Annotated in this window: 18 protein-coding genes and 3 pseudogenes; 6 read left to right on the forward strand and 15 right to left on the reverse strand. The window is 71.8% G+C overall.

The genetic code is table 11. The annotated features are described in order from the left end of the window. Positions 1-123: 123 nt before the first annotated feature. Positions 124-447, forward strand: a pseudogene (locus tag ACIQI7_RS22970) (Appr-1-p processing protein); the annotation flags it as partial. A gap of 91 nt (positions 448-538) precedes the next feature. On the opposite strand, the gene ACIQI7_RS22975 reads toward ACIQI7_RS22970, so the two are convergent. Further along, complete coding sequence (locus ACIQI7_RS22975; RefSeq protein WP_401112918.1) at positions 539-1,111, reverse strand: GNAT family N-acetyltransferase; 573 nt, start codon at positions 1,109-1,111, stop codon at positions 539-541. Positions 1,112-1,291: 180 nt separating this feature from the next. Here ACIQI7_RS22975 and ACIQI7_RS22980 point away from each other — a divergent pair, with 180 nt between their 5' ends. Next, on the forward strand, positions 1,292-2,110 hold the full coding sequence (locus tag ACIQI7_RS22980; RefSeq protein WP_401112920.1) for a TetR family transcriptional regulator: 819 nt from the start codon (positions 1,292-1,294) through the stop codon (positions 2,108-2,110). A 68-nt stretch (positions 2,111-2,178) separates the two neighbouring features. Here ACIQI7_RS22980 and ACIQI7_RS22985 read toward each other — a convergent pair whose 3' ends face one another. The 3 genes and pseudogenes from ACIQI7_RS22985 to ACIQI7_RS22995 form a co-directional block, all read right to left on the reverse strand. Next, positions 2,179-3,024: a sterol carrier protein domain-containing protein gene (locus ACIQI7_RS22985; protein ID WP_401112922.1), complete on the reverse strand. Its 846-nt coding sequence runs from the start codon at positions 3,022-3,024 to the stop codon at positions 2,179-2,181. Positions 3,025-3,091: 67 nt separating this feature from the next. After that, positions 3,092-3,457, reverse strand: a pseudogene (locus tag ACIQI7_RS22990) (GNAT family N-acetyltransferase); the annotation flags it as partial. 41 nt (positions 3,458-3,498) lie between these two features. Then, positions 3,499-4,017, reverse strand: coding sequence for a GNAT family N-acetyltransferase (locus tag ACIQI7_RS22995; protein ID WP_401112924.1), 519 nt, complete (start codon positions 4,015-4,017; stop codon positions 3,499-3,501). An 84-nt stretch (positions 4,018-4,101) separates the two neighbouring features. On the opposite strand from ACIQI7_RS22995, the gene ACIQI7_RS23000 reads away from it, so the two are divergent. Then, positions 4,102-4,464 carry a hypothetical protein gene (locus ACIQI7_RS23000; protein WP_401112926.1) on the forward strand — a complete coding sequence of 121 codons (363 nt, stop codon included), beginning with the start codon at positions 4,102-4,104 and terminating at the stop codon, positions 4,462-4,464. Positions 4,465-4,543: 79 nt separating this feature from the next. Here the strand turns inward: ACIQI7_RS23000 and ACIQI7_RS23005 are convergent, their stop codons facing one another. Then, the gene (locus ACIQI7_RS23005) at positions 4,544-4,699 is read right to left on the reverse strand and encodes a hypothetical protein (protein WP_401112928.1); all 156 of its coding nucleotides are present in this window, start codon (positions 4,697-4,699) and stop codon (positions 4,544-4,546) included. Between ACIQI7_RS23005 and ACIQI7_RS23010 the strand changes: the two are divergent. After that, a pseudogene (locus ACIQI7_RS23010) lies at positions 4,688-5,527 on the forward strand (threonine aldolase family protein); the annotation flags it as partial. The gene ACIQI7_RS23005 and the pseudogene ACIQI7_RS23010 sit on opposite strands and share 12 nt — an antisense overlap. Positions 5,528-5,623: 96 nt before the next feature. On the opposite strand, the gene ACIQI7_RS23015 reads toward ACIQI7_RS23010, so the two are convergent. From ACIQI7_RS23015 to ACIQI7_RS23045, 7 genes are all read right to left on the reverse strand, one after another. After that, entirely contained in the window at positions 5,624-7,969 is a 2,346-nt protein-coding gene (locus tag ACIQI7_RS23015; protein ID WP_401112929.1) for an immune inhibitor A domain-containing protein, read from the reverse strand. A gap of 345 nt (positions 7,970-8,314) precedes the next feature. Further along, the gene (locus ACIQI7_RS23020; RefSeq protein WP_387752881.1) at positions 8,315-10,834 is read right to left on the reverse strand and encodes an ATP-dependent Clp protease ATP-binding subunit; all 2,520 of its coding nucleotides are present in this window, start codon (positions 10,832-10,834) and stop codon (positions 8,315-8,317) included. Positions 10,835-11,508: 674 nt separating this feature from the next. Beyond that, positions 11,509-11,862: an Lsr2 family protein gene (locus ACIQI7_RS23025; RefSeq protein ID WP_387752884.1), complete on the reverse strand. Its 354-nt coding sequence runs from the start codon at positions 11,860-11,862 to the stop codon at positions 11,509-11,511. Positions 11,863-11,953: 91 nt separating this feature from the next. After that, a complete protein-coding gene (locus ACIQI7_RS23030) occupies positions 11,954-12,490 on the reverse strand; it encodes an amino-acid N-acetyltransferase (RefSeq protein ID WP_401112931.1) in 537 nt (178 codons plus the stop codon). 10 nt (positions 12,491-12,500) lie between these two features. Further along, complete coding sequence (locus ACIQI7_RS23035; protein ID WP_401112933.1) at positions 12,501-12,938, reverse strand: BlaI/MecI/CopY family transcriptional regulator; 438 nt, start codon at positions 12,936-12,938, stop codon at positions 12,501-12,503. 243 nt (positions 12,939-13,181) lie between these two features. Continuing rightward, entirely contained in the window at positions 13,182-14,738 is a 1,557-nt protein-coding gene (lysX, locus tag ACIQI7_RS23040; protein WP_401112935.1) for a bifunctional lysylphosphatidylglycerol synthetase/lysine--tRNA ligase LysX, read from the reverse strand. Positions 14,739-14,984: 246 nt separating this feature from the next. Then, positions 14,985-15,740 carry a hypothetical protein gene (locus ACIQI7_RS23045; protein ID WP_401112937.1) on the reverse strand — a complete coding sequence of 252 codons (756 nt, stop codon included), beginning with the start codon at positions 15,738-15,740 and terminating at the stop codon, positions 14,985-14,987. 162 nt (positions 15,741-15,902) lie between these two features. On the opposite strand from ACIQI7_RS23045, the gene ACIQI7_RS23050 reads away from it, so the two are divergent. Continuing rightward, positions 15,903-16,457 (forward strand): SigE family RNA polymerase sigma factor, encoded by a 555-nt coding sequence (locus ACIQI7_RS23050; RefSeq protein ID WP_401112939.1) that lies wholly within the window; start codon positions 15,903-15,905, stop codon positions 16,455-16,457. 73 nt (positions 16,458-16,530) lie between these two features. Next, positions 16,531-17,496, forward strand: coding sequence for a hypothetical protein (locus ACIQI7_RS23055; RefSeq protein WP_401112941.1), 966 nt, complete (start codon positions 16,531-16,533; stop codon positions 17,494-17,496). Positions 17,497-17,503: 7 nt separating this feature from the next. Here ACIQI7_RS23055 and ACIQI7_RS23060 read toward each other — a convergent pair whose 3' ends face one another. The 3 genes from ACIQI7_RS23060 to ACIQI7_RS23070 are packed head-to-tail and all read right to left on the reverse strand — an operon-like array spanning position 17,504 to position 20,977. Further along, on the reverse strand, positions 17,504-18,292 hold the full coding sequence (locus ACIQI7_RS23060; RefSeq protein WP_401112943.1) for a type III pantothenate kinase: 789 nt from the start codon (positions 18,290-18,292) through the stop codon (positions 17,504-17,506). A 47-nt stretch (positions 18,293-18,339) separates the two neighbouring features. After that, positions 18,340-19,302 (reverse strand): carboxylating nicotinate-nucleotide diphosphorylase, encoded by a 963-nt coding sequence (gene nadC, locus ACIQI7_RS23065; RefSeq protein ID WP_401112945.1) that lies wholly within the window; start codon positions 19,300-19,302, stop codon positions 18,340-18,342. Between the two features lie 4 nt (positions 19,303-19,306). After that, positions 19,307-20,977 carry an L-aspartate oxidase gene (locus tag ACIQI7_RS23070; RefSeq protein WP_401112946.1) on the reverse strand — a complete coding sequence of 557 codons (1,671 nt, stop codon included), beginning with the start codon at positions 20,975-20,977 and terminating at the stop codon, positions 19,307-19,309. Positions 20,978-20,987 lie beyond the last annotated feature (10 nt).

Here is a 20,987-nt window from a genome sequence, read left to right on the forward strand (position 1 = left end):
GCGTTGGGGTGCGTGCATCGCAAGGCGGAGGAGGGAGCCACTGCGGAGCATTGGCGACCGACGACAACGCGGCGAGGTGCGTGCCCCGGCGTCGCCCCGCAGGCGGGAGTCCGAAGACAGACCCGTGGGCACCGGGAGCGGGCGAAGAACGACTTCGGCCTGGGCGCCGTCCAGTTGGTGCCGGTCGGTCCGCACTTCTGGGTGGCCAACCTGGTCGGCCAGCGCGGCATCCGGACGGGGCGCTCCACCGGGGTGCCGGTGCGCTACGAGGCGATCGACACCGGGCTGGCCGCGCTCGGCGGCCACGCGCTCCGGCTCGGCGCCTCCGTCCACATGCCGCGGATCGGCTGCGGCCTGGCGGGCGGGCGGTGGGAGCGGGTCGAACCGCTGGTCACCGCCCGGCTGACGGCCCGGGGCGTCCCGGTGACCGTCTACGACTTCGACTGACCGGAACGACCCGGCGGTCGCTCCACCGATCCGTTTCCACCGACCGTCTCCATCGGTCCGTTCCCACCGACCGACTCCACCGATCCGTTTCCTACCGGTCCGTCGGCTCCGGCCGACCGGCCCCGACCGCCACGCGTGCGGCCGGCCAGGCGTACACGTACTCGGGCAGCAGGAATCCGCCGGGGAACTCGCCCTCCTGCTCCCGCACGCGCTCGGCGCCCTCGCGCTCGTAGAAGGCGATCGCGCGGGTGTTGTCCCGCAGCACCTCCAGGAAGAGTCCGGCCCCGGGGTGCCGCTCGGCGACCCGGGTGCGGGCCGCGGTCAGCAGCTCGCGGCCGATGCCGCCACCGTTCAGGCCGGGGCGCACGTGCAGGTTGTCGATCAGCACCGCGCCGTCCGGCTGCGGGACGAGGTAGATGAACCCGACCGTCGCACCGGCCCGTTCGGCCACCAGGAGCTCGGGGGTGTTCTCCGGCTCCCCGTAGTCGGCGTCCAGGCGGAGTCTCCACAGCTCGCGCCGCTGGGCGACCATTCCGTCGCCCAGTGCCTCCTCCGGGACGATCCCCCGGTAGGCGGTGCGCCAGCTCAGGGCGTGCAGTTCGGCGACGGACTCGGCGTCCTGCGGTCCGCCGTGCCGGATGAGGGTCTGACCTGAACTGATCATGTGACCAGCCTCCCACAGAGAAGGAGTTGAACATGTTCAACCGATACGACTACAGTTCCGCTGGGTTTTTGAACGCGTTCGAAATCAGGGGGGTCGTCGTGGTACCGGATGCGGAGGGGGCATCCGGTACCACGAGCACCGACACCGGGTGGAACGTCGTCTCCGGCTAGGCTCGTGCTCGTGGACGACCTGGCAGCGACGAACCGAACGGACGGCGAGAACGGCACGGCCGGGGCTCCGGCCGTGCCCGGACCGGAGGGCGGGCCCGGGCCAGAGACCGGGCCCCTGCCCGGCGGCCGGGCACAGCCGAAGACCGACAAGAGTGAGGCGACCCGGGCGCTGATCCTGGAGACGGCCATGCGGCTGTTCCAGGAGCGGGGCTACGAGAAGACCACCATGCGCGCGATCGCCACCGAGGCCGGTGTCTCGGTGGGCAACGCGTACTACTACTTCTCGGCGAAGGAATTCCTGATCCAGGGGTTCTACGACCGGATGACCTACGAGCACGCGGCCGACGCCAAGCGCCGCATGGCCCACACCCGGGACTTCTCCGAGCGGTTGCAGATCGCGCTGGCCTCCTGGCTCGACACGGCCGCGCCGTACCACGAGTTCTCCGCGCAGTTCTTCCGCACCGCCGCCGACCCGACCAGCTCGCTGAGCCCGTTCTCCAACGAGTCCCACCCGGCCCGGGCGACCGCCGTGGAGCTGTTCCGCGAGGTGCTCCAGGGCTCCGAGCTGGCGCCCAAGCTGGACGCCGAACTGGTCGAGCTGCTGCCGGACGTGCTCTGGCTGCACCTGATGATCGTGGTGCTCTACTGGGTCTTCGACCGCACCCCGGACACCGAGCGGACCAGGGAGTTCGTCCGCCGCTCCACGCCGCTCGCGGCCCGGGTGATCAACCTGTCCCGCTACCGGGTCTTCCGGCCGATCGTCCGTGACGCCAAGGGCCTGATCCAGGACTTCATCCTCCCCACCATCGGCAAGACGGCGGTCAAGTAGCACCCGACGACGACGGAGGAGGCCGGCCCGCGACGACCGCGGGCCGGCCTCCTCCGTCGTGGACGGCCTCAGAACTCAGTCGGCGACCAGGCCTGCACCGGCGTGCGCAGCAGCAGGTCGGCGGCGAACGCCGCGCCCGGGCGCAGCTCGGTGACCAGCGCGGCCGAGGCCAGCCTCGACGCCGTCTCGGCGCCCAGGTAGAGCGAGCCCAACTCCGAGGCGCCGAGCGCGAGGTCGGCGTCGTCCGTGGTGCGGGCGCACCGGCCGGTGCCGTCCTCGGACACCTCCAGCGCCCAACGGCCCGAGGCGTAGCCCAGCTTGTCGTCGACCTCCAGCACCACCCGGCCCGGGGCGCCGTACGTCCTGGCGGCGAACGCCGACTCGACGTCCAGCACCCGCAGCCACATCAGGTCCGCGTTGTCCTCGTGCGGGGTGGCCGCGCGCGGGTCCTGGAGGAGCAGCGGCAGCGGGTCGTCCGGGCCGAGGTTGGGCACCTCGACCCGGGCCACCCAGTCGACCGAGAGCACCAGGCGCCACAGCTCGACGGAGGTGGGCAGGTCGTGGGCGAGGAACTCCTCCACGGTGAGCTTGCAGTCGGGATAGGCGCCGTCCCACTTGTCGCCGATCCGGTAGACCACCAGCCCGGTGACCGCGCCGTCGGCGTCCCGGTGGACGGCGGCGAACGGCTCCTTGAACTCGTTGCCCGGCGTACGGACCTCCCCGACGGTGCGCTCCCACCAGAGCGCGTCGCGGTCGATCGCGCCCGGCTGGGTGTGCCGCCAGCGCTCGTACAGCGCGGCCCCCAGCTCGCGCAGCTCCGGCATGGTCACGAAGTCGATCCGGCCGCCGGGGACGCCCGGCAGCCCTTCGCGCAGCCCCCGGGTGCGGCGCAGCGATGTTCCAGCCGCCGCCACGGGTGGCCGGGCCGAAGCCGAACCGACCGTAGATGTTGTACTCGGCGGCCATCAGGATGGCGACCGCGCTGCCGCGGTCGGCCGCCGCCGCGAGGTCCCGGCGCATCATCGCGCTGAGCAGGCCGCGGCGGCGGTGGGTGGCGCTCACCGTGACGTTGGTGATCGCGTCGGCCGGGACGACGGCCCCGCCCGGAACGGTCAGCTCCGCGTCGAAGCTGCGGAAGGTGGCGATCTGACGGTCGCCGTCGAGGCCGGCCAGCATCCGGCCCGGTTCCCACTGCCGACGGCGCAGGTCCGCCGCGCTGCCCACGTCAGGGCGCAGGAAGCCGAGGTCGAGCGCGCGGCCCCAGGCCTCCACCTCGTCCTCGGAGACCGCCCGGACCTGGAGCCCGTTCACGGTGTCGACGGTCGTGTGATCGATGCTGCTGCCCATGGGGCCACCGTACGGCGGCCCCACGGGCAGCGGCACCCGATTTATTCCGTGCCCGACCCGACGTGCTCGCCCGGCACCACCACCCAGTGGTTGGCGCGCAGGACGCGGCCCGCGAAGTCGATGTCCCGCTCGCCGAGCAGCCGGAAGCCGAGCGCCCGGCAGATCCCGTTGGACGGCCCGTTGGTGACCCCCGGGTTGGCGTGGATCTCGCCCCAGTGACCGTTCGCGGCGGCGTCCAGCACCTGGCGGACGGCCGCCTTGGCGAGGCCGCGGCCCTGGTGCTCGGGCAGCACCATCCAGCCGATCTCGGAGACCGTCACGCCGTCCTCCTCGTCCGACCAGAGCGTGACGGTGCCCGCCGCCTCGTCGTCCTCGGCACCGTCCGGCACGATCATCCTGACCCAGGGGCCGTCGGCGGCCGTCAGGGCGAGGTCCTTGCGCAGCCGCTCCTCCACCGCCTCCCGGGGCAGCGGGCCGCCCAGTTCGGCCATCATCACCGGGTCGCAGCGCATCCGGACGTACGCCTCGACGTCCTCCGCCCGAACATCCCGCAGTCGCATGACGCCTCCTCAGTGCCGGTCCGGACGGCCACGTTAACGCGGCCCGCCGACAGTGGCGCCCGGGCCGCCCGAGCTGGCATCCTCGTGCCGGCTCAGGCACAGACGATCTACTTCGGGGGAACCGTGGAGGACCGGTACGTCCGCGAGCCGGAGAAGTACGAGCGGCGGGTGCTAGCGGCGAAGCTCGTCGGCGGGCTGACCGTCGCGGCCTGGCTCTGGGCGCTCTGGCTGGTCCTCCTCCCGGGCGACGGGCTCTGCGGCTCGCCGGCCTTCTACGAGCCGACCGGCTTCCACATGGCGGAGGCCTGCGACTCCGAGGTGATCGGCCGGATCGGCAGCGCGTTCGCCGTCCTCCTGGTGTCGCTCCCGCTCGCCGCGCTCTGGGTCTGGACCGTGGTGCGGCTGCGCGACAGCCGCCGGGAGGTGGCCGCGCTGTCCGGCCGGTAGCCGGTACCGCCCTCGCCGGGGCCCGGCGAGGGCGGGCGGACGTCGGGCCCGGCGAGGGCGGGCGGGCGGCGGGTGCCGGCTACGGCCTGGCGTAGAAGTCCGGGGTGCCCATGATCCAGAGGCTGGCCTGCTTGACCGGCATCCCGGCCCGCGGAGCCTCGATCATCTGGTCGTCGCCGACGTAGAGCCCGACGTGGTGGATGTCGGCGGCGCGGCGCGCACCGTGGTCACCCACCCGCTGGCCCACACCGACCGGCACGAGCGGCACGCCCTCGGCGTCCTGTCCGGCCTGCGCGTCCTCTGGCCCACGGCCGCGCCGCGTCAGCCCACCGCCGAGGAACTGCGCGCCCTGGACGAGCCGTACGCCGCGCTGAGCCTGGAGCTGCCGCTGCGCGACGCCGGATTCGTGCTGCCCGGCTGGGCGGAGCTGGTGGAACTGGCCGCGGTGGTGCACGAGGAGCACGGTGCGGCGCTGCACCTGGACGGCGCCCGGATCTGGGAGTCCGCGGTCGCCCTCGGTCGGCCGCTGCCGGAGGTCGCCGCCCTGGCCGACTCGGTCTACGTCTCCTTCTACAAGACGCTCGGCGGGATCAGCGGCGCCGCGCTGGCCGGCCCGGGCGGCCTCGTCCGCACCGCCCGGGCCTGGCGGCACCGCTACGGCGGGCAGCTCTACCAGCAGTGGCCGTCCGCGCTGGCCGCGCTGACCGGGCTGGAGCGCGAACTGCCGCGGTTGGCCGGGTACGTGGCACACGCCCGGACCGTCGCCGCGGCGCTGGAGCGGGCGTTCGCCGCCGTCCCCGGCGCCCGGGTGCACCCGGCCCCGCCGCACACCCACCAGTTCCAGTTCTGGCTGCCGTACCCGGCGGGGGAGTTGGAGGAGGCCGGACTCGGGCTGGCCGAGGACACCGGGACCGGGCTGTTCGGCGCCTGGCGCGAGGACGGGCCGCCGGGGCTCTCGATGACCGAGGTCACGGTCGCCGCGCCCGCCCTCGACTGGACCGGCACCGACGTCGCGGGGGCGGCCGCCGCCTTCCTGGCCCGGCTGCCGGCCGTCCGGTCCTGACAAAGCGTCCGGCCCGCCCCCGCGCACTGCGGGGACGGGCCGGACGTGGAGTGTCAGAGCTGCCTGGTCACAGGCCGATCGCTACCGGAGCGACGATCAGTTGTCGACCGGGCGGACCCGGATCCAGGTCTCCAGGTAGTTCGAGGACTCGTTCTCGACCTCGATGCTGGTGCCCGTCTTCGGGACGTCGACACCGGCGTACTGGTCGTCCTTGCTCCACCACGACTTCAGGTCGTTGAACTCGTCGACGCCCTTGGCCTTCGGGATGACGGTCTCGACGCCCTTGTTGTGCAGGGTGAGCGCGGGGACGCGGCGGGAGCCGAAGGTGGAGTCGAAGCCCTGGACGCGCGGCTTCATCAGGCTGCCGTCGGTCCACTTCAGCACGTTCGGGTGCGAGTCGACCGGCAGGACCAGGCCGTGGCCCGGGTGGGCGCTGACGTTGTTGTCGGTCTGCGACTCGTCCCAGAACCAGATCAGCAGACCGGGCTGGTAGGAGTAGTGCTCGACCCAGCTCGGCCTGTCGGCGAAGCCGAAGTTGTACGGGCCGGTCTTCAGGGTCTGGTCGAAGGACACGTACTGCCGGTTCTCCGCGATGTAGTACTGCGCGTAGTCCTTGGTGTACGAGCCGCCGAAGCGGGAGAACCCGTCGGCCACCCAGCCGTTGTCACCGTTCTCGACGTCGTCGCTGAACACGGCGGCGCCGTCGGCGACGACCGCGATGTTGTCCAGCGTCAGGCCGCGGAAGTGCAGGCCGCCGTCGGTGGTCTGGTGGTAGCGGAACTTGACCTTCTGGCCCGCGTAGGCGTCCAGGTTGAACGACAGGTCGCCCCAGGCGGCCACCTGGCCGCTGAGGGCCGGACGGTCGTTCTCGCGCGGCAGCGCGGTGCCGTTCCAGGTGCCGTCGATGACGGTCCAGGACTTGCCGCCGTCGGTGGAGACCTCGCCGAACGCGTAGTCGAAGTCCTGCTCCAGCTCGTACCAGGCCTTGGCGTTGATGCTGGCCTTGGTCTTGCCGGTCAGGTCCACGTCGCGGGTGAGCGTGACGTTCAGGTTGTCGGCGCTGCCGCTCCACCACTCACCGGCGCCGGCGAACGGCTTGTTGATCTCGGTGGTGATGCTCTTCTTCGGCAGGTCGACGATCAGGGCCTGCGGCAGGTTGCTGTTGTACTCCGCCGGGCCGATGTGGTGGGTCGACTCGGTGCCCGCCTTGGCGCGGTCGACCTTCAGCCAGCCGAGCTGGTACTTGCTCCAGGCGTCGAGGTCGTTCGGCATGTCGCCGATCGCGTCCTTGCCCTCGCCGAGCCAGGAACCGGAGGACATCAGCGACCAGAAGCCGACCGAGTTGTCGATGCCCTTGCCGGCGGTGTCGTAGAGGTCCGGCAGACCGAGGTCGTGGCCGTACTCGTGGGCGAAGACGCCGAGGCCGCCGTTCTCCGGCTGCATCGTGTAGTCGCCGACCCAGATGCCGCTGCTGCCGACCTGGACGCCGCCGAGCTTGTTGCCCTCGGGGCCGGCCGTGCCCTGCAGGTTGCCGTAGACGTACGAGCGGTGCGCCCACAGGGCCTTCTTGCCCTGCTTGCCGCCACCGGCCGACTTGTCCTCGCCGGCGTGCACGATCTGGAAGTGGTCCAGGTACCCGTCGGGCTGGTTGAAGTTCCCGTCGTGGTGCGAACCGTAACGGTCCCACTGGTCGTACTGGGCCAGGGTCGCCTTGATCTGGGCGTCGGTCTGACCCTTGGCCAGCTGGTCCTTGTACCAGATGTCCACGGCGTCGCGGATCAGGTCCTGGGCGCTGGCGCAGACGTTGGAGCCGCAGTAGTCGGAGCCGTAGCGGGCCTCGTTCCACGGGACGCGGACCCAGTCCGTGACCACGCCGTCGACCGAGTAGCGGCCCGAGGACTGCTTCTCGTAGTAGGTCTTCAGCGAGGGCTTGTCCTTGTTGAAGTACAGGTCCTGGTAGTGCTGCTGGTTGTAGTCGGCCTGCCACTCGGTCGAGTTGTCGGTGGCGCGGTCCGGCTTCTCGATCTCGTTGTGCTTCGGGCCGGGCTCACCGCCGTACTTGACCTTGCCGTCCGGCGTCATGGTGGTGTTGTCCACCTGGTCACCGAAGTCGACCAGGATGGTGAAGATCTTGTCCGTGCGCTCGCGGGCGAGCTCCACGTACTTGTCCTTGCCGAGCTTCACGCTGGTGCTGCCGTTGTGCTGCTCGACCTGGGCGGTGCCGTTGAGCAGCTTCTCGGTGGCGGCCTTCTGCTCCGCCTCCACCTTCGCGGTCAGCGGGCCCGGAAGGTTGTGCTCGGTGTTCTGGACGGCCTCGGCCGGGTCCTTCGGGACCGGGGCCGAGCCGGCGGCGACGGCGGTGCCCGGAAGCAGGCCCGCGCCGAGCGTGACTATGACCGCTGCGGCTGTGGCGACCGCAGCGGTTCTCCTGGTGTTCTTCAACGTTGTGACGTCCTCCCCGACCGGGGCCAGCTCATGGCCAAAAGCCCGGCAAACCAAAATGAAAGACAGGTGGACGTCATTTGATACAAGCGTGCACAGAAAAGATAGACCTTGACCATGACATGGTCACGGCGCTATGCTCCGCGACTTCCCATCATCTGACCGCATGTCAACCGTATGTTCGTTAAAGCTTGCTGAGAAACCGAGCGCACCCGTACCAGCCAGCCGGGGAGCCGGTCATTCCGGTCCGCGCCCCCGCCGGCGTCGGCGGGGGCGGAACGCACCGAGCCCCCGGCGTGAACGCCGGGGGCTCGGTGGCTGTGAAGTTGTCTGTTAAAAGTTGGGTTACTTCGTCAGGTCGGGACCGGACGAGGCGACCGCGGCCGGGGTGTCCGCGACGGCCGACTTCTCCTCGCCGCGGAAGGTGAACTTGGCGTCCTTGCCCTCGCCCTCGACGTCGACGACGACGATGTGGCCGGCCCGCAGCTCACCGAAGAGGATCTTCTCGGAGAGGTGGTCCTCGATCTCGCGCTGGATGGTGCGGCGCAGCGGACGGGCACCCAGGATCGGGTCGTAGCCGCGCTTGGCCAGCAGCTTCTTGGCCTCGACGCTGAGCTCCAGGCCCATGTCCTTGTCCTTGAGCCGCTCGTCCACCTTGGCGATCATGAGGTCGACGATCTGGATGATGTCGTCCTCGGACAGCTGGTGGAACACCACGATGTCGTCGACGCGGTTCAGGAACTCGGGGCGGAAGTGCTGCTTGAGCTCCTCGCCGACCTTCGCCTTCATCCGCTCGTACCCGGTCTGGGTGTCACCCGTGGCCGCGAAGCCGAGGTTGAAGCCCTTCGAGATGTCCCGGGTGCCGAGGTTGGTCGTCATGATGATGACGGTGTTCTTGAAGTCGACCACGCGGCCCTGGGAGTCGGTCAGGCGACCGTCCTCCAGGATCTGCAGCAGCGAGTTGAAGATGTCCGGGTGGGCCTTCTCGACCTCGTCGAAGAGGACGACCGAGAACGGCTTGCGGCGGACCTTCTCGGTCAGCTGGCCGCCCTCCTCGTAGCCGACGTAGCCGGGCGGGGAGCCGAACAGCCGGGAGACGGTGTGCTTCTCGGAGAACTCGGACATGTCGAGCGCGATCAGCGCGTCCTCGTCGCCGAACAGGAACTCCGCCAGCGTCTTGGACAGCTCGGTCTTACCGACGCCGGACGGGCCGGCGAAGATGAACGAACCGCCGGGGCGCTTCGGGTCCTTGAGGCCCGCACGGGTGCGCCGGATGGCCTGGGAGAGCGCCTTGATGGCGTCCTTCTGGCCGATGACGCGCTTGTGCAGCTCGTCCTCCATGCGCAGCAGGCGGGAGGTCTCCTCCTCGGTCAGCTTGAAGACCGGGATGCCGGTGGCGGTGGCCAGGACCTCGGCGATGAGCTCCTCGTTGACCTCCGCGACGACGTCCATGTCGCCGGCCTTCCACTCCTTCTCGCGCTTGGCCTTGGCCTGCAGGAGCTGCTTCTCGTCGTCGCGCAGGGACGCGGCCTTCTCGAAGTCCTGCGCGTCGATCGCGCTCTCCTTCTCGCGGCGCACGTCGGCGATCTTCTCGTCGAACTCGCGCAGGTCCGGCGGCGCGGTCATCCGGCGGATGCGCATCCGGGAGCCGGCCTCGTCGATCAGGTCGATCGCCTTGTCCGGCAGGAAGCGGTCCGAGATGTACCGGTCGGCCAGGGTGGCAGCGGCGACCAGGGCGGAGTCCGTGATGGAGACCCGGTGGTGGGCCTCGTAGCGGTCGCGCAGCCCCTTCAGGATCTCGATGGTGTGCGGCAGCGACGGCTCGGCGACCTGGATCGGCTGGAAGCGGCGCTCCAGCGCGGCGTCCTTCTCCAGGTGCTTGCGGTACTCGTCCAGGGTGGTGGCACCGATGGTCTGCAGTTCGCCGCGGGCCAGCATCGGCTTGAGGATGCTGGCGGCGTCGATGGCGCCCTCGGCGGCGCCCGCGCCGACCAGGGTGTGCAGCTCGTCGATGAACAGGATGATGTCGCCGCGGGTGCGGATCTCCTTGAGCACCTTCTTCAGGCGCTCCTCGAAGTCACCGCGGTAGCGCGAGCCGGCCACCAGGGCGCCCAGGTCCAGCGTGTAGAGCTGCTTGTCCTTGAGCGTCTCCGGGACCTCGCCCTTGACGATCGCCTGGGCCAGGCCCTCGACCACGGCGGTCTTGCCGACACCGGGCTCACCGATCAGCACCGGGTTGTTCTTGGTGCGGCGGGACAGCACCTGCATGACCCGCTCGATCTCCTTCTCGCGCCCGATGACCGGGTCGAGCTTGGCCTCGCGGGCGGCCTGGGTGAGGTTGCGGCCGAACTGGTCCAGGACCAGCGAGGTCGACGGGGTGCCCTCGGCGGGCCCGCCGGCCGTGGCCGACTCCTTGCTGCCGCCGGTCTGGTAGCCGGAGAGCAGCTGGATGACCTGCTGGCGCACCCGGTTGAGGTCGGCGCCCAGCTTCACCAGGACCTGGGCGGCGACGCCCTCGCCCTCGCGGATCAGGCCGAGCAGGATGTGCTCGGTGCCGATGTAGTTGTGGCCGAGCTGCAGGGCCTCCCGGAGCGACAGCTCCAGGACCTTCTTCGCCCGGGGGGTGAAGGGAATGTGGCCGGACGGGGCCTGCTGGCCCTGGCCGATGATCTCCTCGACCTGCTGGCGAACGGCCTCAAGAGAAATCCCGAGGCTCTCCAGGGCCTTGGCGGCGACGCCCTCGCCCTCGTGGATCAGACCCAGGAGGATGTGCTCGGTGCCGATGTAGTTGTGGTTGAGCATCCGGGCTTCTTCCTGAGCCAGGACGACAACCCGCCGCGCGCGGTCGGTGAACCTCTCGAACATCGTTTATCGCTCCTCAGAGCGGTCGGGCAGTTCGGGGTCCGTCCCCGCCCTGTCCTTCCGCATGCTAGTCCCGCTCAGCGGCGCGGCCCACGGATTCACTCCCCGGTAGAGGAGCGAGATGCTGCGCGACCAGCCGACACCAATCCCAACCTGATGCTGGGAAACGGTGTTCCCACAGGTGGGCCGGATGCACCGGATTCCGCTACGCCATCGGCGAACACGTGCCGCCGGGGGCGTGGGCCGGAACGCTCCGGCCGGTCGCGCATACTGCCCCTGGACGGGCCGAAGAACCCGTCCACCTGCATTCATACCCGGTATCGGGGCGGTTCTCGCGCAGTTTCCGCGGTGGCGGTGTTCGCCTGGCGAGAAGTCGGGCCGTGGCGACGGCGGTTCAACGGCGGCCGGGGCCCGGGTACGTGCCCCGGTGGTGTCCGCTTACCGCTTCGCCCTTACAGCGTTGCACAGCCCGCGATTGTTCCGCCGCCCGAGCCGGTATCCGGACCGGTGCCCGACCGGGTGCCCGGGCCGCCGCCCGGACCGGTGCCCCGCCCGGCCCCGCGGGCACGCGCCGCGGGGCGCGGAGGAGACTCCTCCGCGCCCCGTGCGTGTACTGGCGGCGCCGTCTCCGGCCGCCGGGGCCCCGTGCCCGCACCGGCGGGCCGACGGCGCCGGGATCAGGACGCGTTGGCCTTCTCGTAGGCCTCGCGGACGTTGCTCGGAACGCGGCCGCGGTCGTTGACCTCCAGGCCCTGCTCCTTGGCCCACGCGCGGATCTTGGCCGTGTCGGGCGCACCGCCGCCGGCCGGACGCGCCGCGCCGCCGCGGCCCGGACGACGGGTACCAGCGAGCCGGCCGCTCTGCTTGCGGCCCTTCTCCACGTACGGCGCCAGCAGGCCGCGGAGCTTGTCCGCGTTGGCGCTCTTCAGGTCGATCTCGTAGGCAACGCCGTCGAGGGCGAACGTCACCGTCTCGTCCGCCGAACCGCCGTCGAGATCGTCTTCAAGAATGACCTGCACCCTCTGTGCCACGGGCTTCCCTTTCCGCTAAACGACCCATTGCCTAAGGAAAGGAAAGCGCCTTTCTCCGGAAAACACAAACCCTTGACCCGGGTGGAGCGCCTCAGAGGTGCAGCAGCATGCGCGAGTTGCCCAGTGTGTTGGGCTTCACCCGCTCCAGGTCGAGGAACTCGGCGACGCCTTCATCGTACGAGCGGAGGAGTTCTTCATAGACATCCGTAGCGATCGCCGCCGGGTCTGTCGTACCATCATCGGTTTCCTGGAGCTCCCCGATCTCGACGAAACCGTGTTTCGCGAAGAACGCGACCTCGAACGTCAAGCAGAAAATCCGACGGACGCCCAGCCAGCGTGCCGTCTGCACCAGCTTCTCCAGCAGCAGGTGCCCGATCCCGAAGCCGCGGACGGCCGGATCCACCGCGAGCGTGCGGACCTCGGCGAGGTCCTCCCACATCACGTGCAGCGCGCCGCAGGCCACGACCGCGCCGTTGTCGTCGCGTTCCGCGACCCAGAACTCCTGGACGGATTCGAACAGCGTGACCGTGGGCTTGTCCAGCAGAATGCCGTCGCGCGCGTAGGCGTCGATGAGCCCGCGCACTGCCCGCACGTCCGTGGTCCGCGCCCGGCGGATGGTGACCTCCATGGTCGGGACGTTATCGCGCCGCTCCCGGTTCCGTCCCACCGGTATCCGGTCCGTCGTCCGGGGAATCCGCGCCGGGCGGATCGGACGGGAACAGCGCGGCCACCCGCAACGCGTCCCGGAGCGCTTCGCGTTGCTCGGGCGACATCAGGCCGAAGAAGTGCACCAGGGCCGCCGCCGGATTGTCACCGGTGGCCCAGGCGTCGTTCATCAGGGCCGCCGTGTACGCCTCGCGCGAGGAGACCGGTTCATATCGATAGGCACGGCCGACCCGCTCGCGGCGCAGCCAGCCCTTTCTGTGGAGCTTGTCCAGGACGGTCATCACCGTGGTGTACGCGATTTCGCGTTCCGACCGCAGATCCAGGAGAACCTCGCGAACCGTGACCGGTCGGTTCCACTGCCACACCCGGGTCATGATGGCGTTCTCTAGTTCGCCGAGTTGCCGGACCATAGTGCGGCCAGGATAGGGAGTGAATGGGGCAAATCTTGTGAAGTGCGCCAAACCGGCGCGCCGCCACCCCCGGGAATCGGGAATGGCGGCGCGCCGGTCGTTGGGGACGGCTGACGGCGTCAGTCGACGTCTTCCTTGGCCCGCTGGGCCCCGCCCTGGCTGCGGACGATGGCCCGCACCAGGAATCCGAAGCCGATCGCCATGACCAGCGGCGGCACGATCGCGCTGACGTAGTCCATCAGGTCACTCCTCCTCGGTCTTCTCCGCCGTCGCGGCGGAAGCCTTCGGCTCCGGCTTCACCAGCGGGAAGAGCACCGTCTCCCGGATGTTCTTGCCGGTCAGCAGCATGATCAGGCGGTCCACGCCGAGGCCGAGGCCGCCGGTCGGGGGCATCGCGTACTCCAGGGCGCGCAGGAAGTCCTCGTCCACCTGCATCGCCTCGACGTCGCCGCCGGCCGCCAGCAGCGACTGGGCGGTGAGGCGGGCGCGCTGCTCGACCGGGTCGACCAGCTCGGAGTAGGCGGTGCCGATCTCGGTCCCGAAGATCACCAGGTCCCACTTCTCGGCCACGCCGGGCCGCGAGCGGTGCTGGCGGGTCAGCGGGGAGACCTCGGTCGGGTAGTCCTTGATGAAGGTCGGCCGGACGGCGTTCTCCTCCAGCAGGCGCTCGACCATCTCCAGCACGATCTGGCCGTGGCCCCACTCCTTCTCGAACGGGATGCCGTGCTCGGCGGCCAGCTTGCGCAGCTCCTCGACGCCCGTCTCCGGGGTGACCTCGACGCCCAGGCGGGCCGAGATGCCCGGGTAGACGGAGACCTCCTCCCACGGCTCGGCCAGGTCGATCTCGTGCTCGACGCCGTGCGCGTCCAGGCCCTTGATCACGGTGGTGCCCAGCGCGTCCCGGGCCGCGTTGACGATCGTCTCGCGGATCAGCTCGGCCTGGGTGTCGTAGTCGCCGTACGCCTCGTACGACTCCAGCGAGGTGAACTCCGGGTTGTGGGTGGAGTCCGCGCCCTCGTTGCGGAAGTTGCGGTTGATCTCGAAGACCTTCTCGGCGCCGCCGACCACCAGCCGCTTGAGGTACAGCTCGGGGGCGATGCGCATGTAGAGGTCGATGTCGTACGCGTTGATGTGCGTCTTGAACGGACGCGCGTTGGCGCCGCCGTGCACCGGCTGGAGCATCGGGGTCTCGACCTCGATGTAGCCGCGGTCCTCGTAGGTGCGGCGGATCGAGCGGACGACCTTGCTGCGCAGGTGCAGGATCTCGCGGGCCTCGGGGTTGACGATCAGGTCCAGGTAGCGCTGGCGGACCCTTGCCTCCGGGTCGGTCAGGCCCTTGTGCTTGTCCGGCAGCGGGCGCAGGCACTTGGCGGTGAGCTCCCAGCGGTCCACCATCACGGACAGCTCGCCGCGCTTGGAGGTGATCACCTCGCCCTCGACGCCGACCTGGTCGCCGAGGTCGATGTCGGCCTTCCAGGCCGCCAGCCGCTCGGCGCCCAGCTTGTCCAGGGAGAACATCACCTGGAGGTCGCCGGTGCCGTCGCGCAGGGTGGCGAAGCAGAGCTTGCCGCCGGTGCGGGAGAGGATCACGCGGCCGGTGACGCCGGCCCGCTCGCCGGTCGCGGTGTCCGGCTCCAGGTCGGGGTGCTTGGCGCGGAGGTCCGCGATGGTGGTGGTGCGGGGGAATCCGACCGGGTACGGGTCGACGCCGGCCGCCCGGAGCCGGTCCAGCTTCTCGCGCCGGACGCGCATCTGCTCGGGAAGGTCGTCGGTCGCGGGAAAAAGGCTCTGATCGCTCACCCCACAAGGGTAGCCAGCCACACACGGTGCTCCGCGCCGGGATTGCCGCGGAGGAGGCCGTGACGGCGGCCTCCCCGCGGACCGGACGGGCCCGGGCCAGCCGTCGCGGCGGGCCCGGGGCCGGCCGAGTCCCAGAGGTGATCGACGGCGGCCGGCCGGAACGCGGCACCGTCGACACGTGGACCGGGGCGCGGCGGAGGGGGGGGACCGCGACGGCGGTCCCCGCTCCGGGGCGTGTCGTCCGGCTCAGCCGGTGCCGGTGGCCAGCTCGACGTCCTCGACGTCCTCGATGTGCTCGGGGGCCTGGTCGGCGGGCGGGGCGGGACGGGTGGGGGGCTTGGGGCGGCGGCCGAACAGCTCGGCGGGGGTGGGCATCCGGTGCGGACGGGGCGGGGTCGTCGCGGCGGCGGGCTGCTCCGGGCGGGACTCGGTGCTGCTCATGATGGTCCGTCCTCCTACGGGAATGGGGTGACTGTGCGGCGGTGCGGCGGGGCTCGGTACGGCCACCAGGTGGCGGGGGCCGGTGTGGAGGGCGAGCCGTTCGCGGACGGCGGCCTCGGCCAGTGCGTGGCAGCGCCCGGCCAGTCGGGAGCGGCGGGCCCGCTCGCCCTGACCGCAGGGCTGGCGGGACAGCCCGCGCAGCGCGGTGAGGTCCTTCGGCCCGGGCAGGTACCCGTCGGACACCGCCTCCTCCAGCCGCTCCAGGTAGCCGGGGGCGCTGCCGGGCAGGGCGGAGCGGTAGCGTCCGAGGTCGGCGAGCAGGAAGGCGCGCAGCCGGCCGCCCTCCTGGACCGCCTCGTCGATCGCCTCGGTCAGGCGCAGGGCGTCCTGGACGTCCTCCGCCCAGAGCTCGGCGCCGGGCCAGGCGAAGACCGGGCGGTCGGGCTTCTGGAGGTGGACGGGAACGGCGGGGTGCAGGGCTTGGGCGAGGGCTCGGCGCAGCACGCGGACTTCGTCGGCGCTGAAGGCCATGCCGCCGCGCGATCCGTGTGGCGTAGGCATGGGTTGACACTACGTGAGGAATATCCGATTTGTCGGTAACGTCGCGCCGAACGACCCACGTTCGGCGCGGTGAAGAAGCCTTTCGCCGCCACCTGTAACGCCGCCCGGGGTGCACCTGGTCATCCAGGTGTCAGGGGAGAACGAGCGAGGGGGCCGGGCAGGATGCAACCGGACGGTCAGGGGAAGGCGGCCCCGGGTGGGCGCCGGGACGAGGACTTCCAGGCCTTCGCGGCGGCCCGGGCCAGACCGCTCTACCGGTCGGCCTGCCTGCTCACCGGCGGGGACACCCACCTCGCCGAGGACTTGGTGCAGGAGGCGCTCGGGCGGATCTACGCCCAGTGGCACCGCACCGCCTGGTTCGGGGCCAAGCGGCGGATCGACAACCCGGCCGGGTACGCGCACACCGTGCTGGTGCGGGCCTTCCTCTCGCACCGCGGCCGCCGCTCCAGCGGTGAGCGGCCGGTCGACGCGGTGCCGGACGGTGCGGCCCCGCAGGGCGACCAGGAGCTGCGGCTGACCCTGGTGGACGCGCTCGGCCGGCTCGCGCCGCGCGACCGGGCGGTGCTGGTGCTGCGCTACTGGGAGGACCGCAGCGTCGAGGAGACCGCCGCGATCCTGCAGAGCACCCCGGGCGCCGTCCGGACCCAGTCCTTCCGCGCGCTCGGCCGGATCCGCGCGGTGCTCGGCGGCAGCCTCGACGAGCTGGCCGGGCGCTGAGCCGGCCGTCCCGCGCTCGGCGGGTCCATCGCACTGATCACGTCAACTCACTTGGTAGAGAGGTTGGTTCAGCATGTCCGCAGAGCACGACGGACCCGACGAGTGGTTCGAGCAGGCCTTCACCGAGGCCATCGGCCGGGCCGGCGGCGCCTACGACGCCGACGCCACCCGACTGGTCGACACCGGCTGGGCGTACGGCCGCCGGCTGCGCCGCAGGCGGCGGGCCGGCACCGTGGCGGGCGCCGCCGCACTGGCCCTGATCGGGGTGGGCGGAGCCGCGCTCGGCGGCCTGCTGCCCGGGCAGGGTGCGGCGGTGGTCGGCGCGGCCTCGGACGGGGCGTCGACCGCGTCCGCCCCCCCGGTCACCGGGCCGGAGTTCCTGCAGATGTTCACCGAACTCCTGCCGCAGGGGGCGGTGACGGTGGACGAGGCCAGGGGCACCGAGAACGACATCCCCCAGCTGCGGCTGGTGCTGGACGACGGGAACGGCGCGGTCCAGTACCTGTTCTGGATCGCGCTCATGGCCGGCGACGCCGACTGCCCCACCACGACGGTCCCGGGCGACGCCTGCACCGAGGCCGACCTCCCGGGCGGCGAGCACGTTCGCGTCTACCAGGCCGGGACGCGCGGCGACGAGCCGGCCGGCTCGAAGACGTGGTCCGCCAAGCTGACCGGGAGCGGCTACCAGATCCTGCTCCAGGAGTGGAACCGCAAGCCGCTGGAGAACGGCTCGCCGGTCACCCGGACCGACCCGCCGCTGACGCCGGACCAGCTGACCGCGGTGGTGAAGGACCCGCGCTGGAAGAAGGTCGTGGCGGCCGTTCCGGACCCGAACACGGGGAGGCCAGCCGTCCCGCCGCCGGTGCCGCCGGGTTCGGCTACCTCGCCGGCGACCCCGCCGCCGGTGCCGCCGGGTTCGGCTACCTCGCCGGCGACCCCGCCGCCGGTGCCGCCGGGTTCGGCCACCTCGCCGGCGACCCCGCCGCCGGTGCCGCCGGGTTCGGCCACCTCGCCGGCGACCCCGCCGCCCGGCAGCTGAGCGCCGCTCAGGTCGTGGGGCGGTTGCGCTCGTACACCAGGCGCAGGCCGATCAGGGTCAGCCAGGGCTCGTGCACGTCGATGGTGGTGGCCTCGCCGAGGACGAGGGTGGCGAGGCCGCCGGTGGCGATCACCTGGACGTCGTCCGGGTCCTTGGCGAGCTCCCGGGCCATCCGCTCGACCAGGCCGTCGACCTGGCCGGCGAAGCCGTAGAGGATGCCGGACTGCATCCCCTCGACGGTGTTCTTGCCGATCACGTTGCGCGGGCGGGCCAGCTCGATCTTGCGCAGCTGGGCGCCGCGGACGCCGAGCGCCTCGACCGAGATCTCGATGCCCGGCGCGATCGCGCCGCCGACGTAGTCGCCGCGCGCGTTGACCGCGTCGAAGGTGGTCGCGGTGCCGAAGTCGACCACGATGCACGGGCCGCCGTACAGGTGGTTGGCGGCCAGCGCGTTGACGATCCGGTCCGCGCCGACCTCCTTGGGGTTGTCCATCAGGACGTGCACCCCGGTCTTCACGCCGGGCTCCACGATCACCGCGGGGACGTCGCCGTAGTAGCGGCGGGTCACCTCGCGGAGCTCGTGGAGCACGGCGGGGACGGACGAACAGATCGCCAGGCCCTCCACCGCGGCCTCCCGGACCGCGGTGTGGTTGCCCATCAACCCTTGCAGGAGCACCGCCAGTTCATCGGCCGTGCGGCGCGGATCGGTGGAGATCCGCCAGTGTTCCACCACGTCCTCGCCGTCGAACAGGCCGAGCGTGGTCTGGGTGTTGCCGACGTCGATGGTGAGGAGCACGGGGACGCTTTCTGCGAGTCGGGACAGGTCTGTTCTCGCCCTGACGGTCAGGCGCGCAGGTCCAGGCCGATGTCCAGGATCGGCGAGGAATGGGTGAGCGCGCCCACGGCCAGGTAGTCGACACCAGTCTGGGCGACCTCGCGCGCGCTGGCCAGGGTCAGTCCGCCGGAGGCCTCCAGCTTCGCCCGGCCGGCCACCAGCGAGACGGCCTCCTTCAGCTGCCCGACGGTGAAGTTGTCCAGCAGGATCAGGTCCGCCCCGGCCTCCAGCACCGGCGGGATCTGCTCCAGGGTGTCCACCTCGACCTCGACCGGCAGCTCCGGGTACGCGGCCCGGACGGCCCGGAAGGCCTCGGCCACGCCGCCGGCCGCGACCACGTGGTTGTCCTTCACCAGCGCGGCGTCCGAGAGCGCCATCCGGTGGTTGGCGCCGCCGCCGCAGCGCACCGCGAACTTCTCCAGCGCGCGCAGGCCCGGGGTGGTCTTGCGGGTGTCCCGCACGACCGCGCCGGTGCCCTCCAGGGCGTCCGCCCAGGCACGGGTCGCGGTGGCGATGCCGGACAGGTGGCAGAGCAGGTTGAGCGCGCTGCGCTCGGCGGTCAGCAGGTCGCGGGTGCGGGAGCGGACCGAGAGCAGCACCTGGCCGGCCTCCACCCGGTCGCCGTCCTCGACGTGCCGCTCGACCTCGAACTCCTCCTCGCAGACCAGCGAGACGACCGCCTCGGCGACCCGCAGGCCGGCCACCACGCCGGCCTGGCGCGCGGTGAAGTCGGCGGTCGCGACGGCCTCGGCGGGCACGGTCGCCACCGAGGTGACGTCCTCGCCGCCGGCCAGGTCCTCGGCCAGCGCCAGGGTGGCGATGTCCTCGACCTCGACCGGGTCCAGCCCGGAGCGCTCCAGCAGCTCGGCCAGCTGCGGGTCCAGGCCGGTCTCGTAGCCCTCGCCGTCCCCGCAGGCGCAGCCGTCGCCGCAGCCGCCGGCCATCGGGAGTTCCTCGTGGGAGTGGGTCATGGTTCTACTGCTCCTCAGGGGTGCTGACCGGGCCGCCGGTGGCGGCGAGGGTGGTGATCAGGTGGCGCCGCCAGTGGGCGTCGTCGCGCTCGGGGAAGTCCTCGCGCCAGTGGCAGCCGCGGGTCTCCGCGCGCTGCGCGGCGGCCGCGACCAGGGCGGTGGCGACCAGCAGCAGGTTGGCGGCCTCCCAGGTCTCCACCCGGGGGTCGGCCGGCTTCTCCTCGGCCACGTGCGCGTACGCCTGCTCGGCGACCAGGCCGAGCCCGGCCGCGGTGTCGGCCATCGAGGCGGCCGAGCGCAGCACGCCGGCGCCGCGCGACATCAGCCGCTGGATCTCGGCGCGCGCCTCGGAGGCCGGCAGCGGAACGGGGTGCGCGGCCCGGGCGGCCTCGACGTCCACCGTGCGCTCGGGCAGCTCGCCGGCCAGGTGCCGTCCGGCCAGGTCGGCGGCGATCCGCTCGGCGAAGACCAGGCCCTCCAACAGGGAGTTGGAGGCCAGCCGGTTGGCGCCGTGCACCCCGGTGCAGGCGACCTCGCCGCAGGCGTACAGACCGGGCACGGAGGTGCGGCCGCGGGGGTCGGTGCGCACGCCGCCGGAGGCGTAGTGCGCGGCCGGGGCGACCGGGATCGGCTCGGTGACGGGGTCGATGCCGTGCGCGCGGCAGGAGGCCAGGATGGTCGGGAAGCGGTGCGCCCACATCTCGGCGCCGAAGTGCCGCCCGTCCAGGTACATGTGCTCGGCGCCCTGCTCCAGCATCCGCCGGGTGATCGCCTTGGCGACGATGTCGCGCGGGGCCAGTTCGGCCAGCTCGTGCTGCCCGACCATGAACCGGACGCCGTCCGCGTCCACCAGGTGGGCGCCCTCGCCGCGCACCGCCTCGGAGACCAGCGGCAGCTGGCCCTCGGCCTCCGGGCCGAGCCAGAGCACGGTCGGGTGGAACTGGACGAACTCCAGGTCGGTCACCTCGGCGCCGGCCCGCAGCGCGAGCGCCACGCCGTCGCCGGTGGAGACCGCCGGGTTGGTGGTGGCCGAGAAGACCTGGCCCATGCCGCCGGTGGCGAGCACCACCGCGCGGGCCCGGACGGCGCCGACGCCGTCGCGCTGGCCCTCGCCCATCACGTGCAGGGTGAGGCCGGCCGCGTGGCCCTCGGCGTCGGTCAGTAGGTCGAGGACGAGCGCGTGCTCGATCAGCTCGATCTCGGGGTCGTGGCGGACGGCGGCGACCAGCGCGCGGGATATCTCGGCGCCGGTGGCGTCCCCGCCGGCGTGCACGATCCGGTTGCGGTGGTGGCCGCCCTCGCGGGTCAGCAGGATCTCGCCGTCCGCGCCGCGGTCGAAGGCGGCACCGGTGGCGATCAGCCGGCGGACGGCGTCCGGGCCCTCGGTGACCAGGGTGCGCACGGCCTCCTCGTCACAGAGCCCGGCGCCGGCCACCAGGGTGTCGTCCAGGTGCTGCCCGGGGGTGTCCCCCTCGCCCAGCGCGGCCGCGACGCCGCCCTGGGCCCAGCGGGTGGAGCCGTCGTCCAGCATCGCCTTGGTGACCACCATGGCCCGCAGGCCGGCCTTGCGGACGTTGAGCGCGACGGTGAGGCCGGCCACCCCGGAGCCGACCACGACCACGTCGGTGGTCGCGGTCCAGCCGGGGGCCGGGGCGGTGAGGCGGTGCGTGGACATGGGTCAGTGG

It is taken from the genome of Kitasatospora sp. NPDC092039, assembly GCF_044756065.1.
GTDB lineage: Bacteria > Actinomycetota > Actinomycetes > Streptomycetales > Streptomycetaceae > Kitasatospora.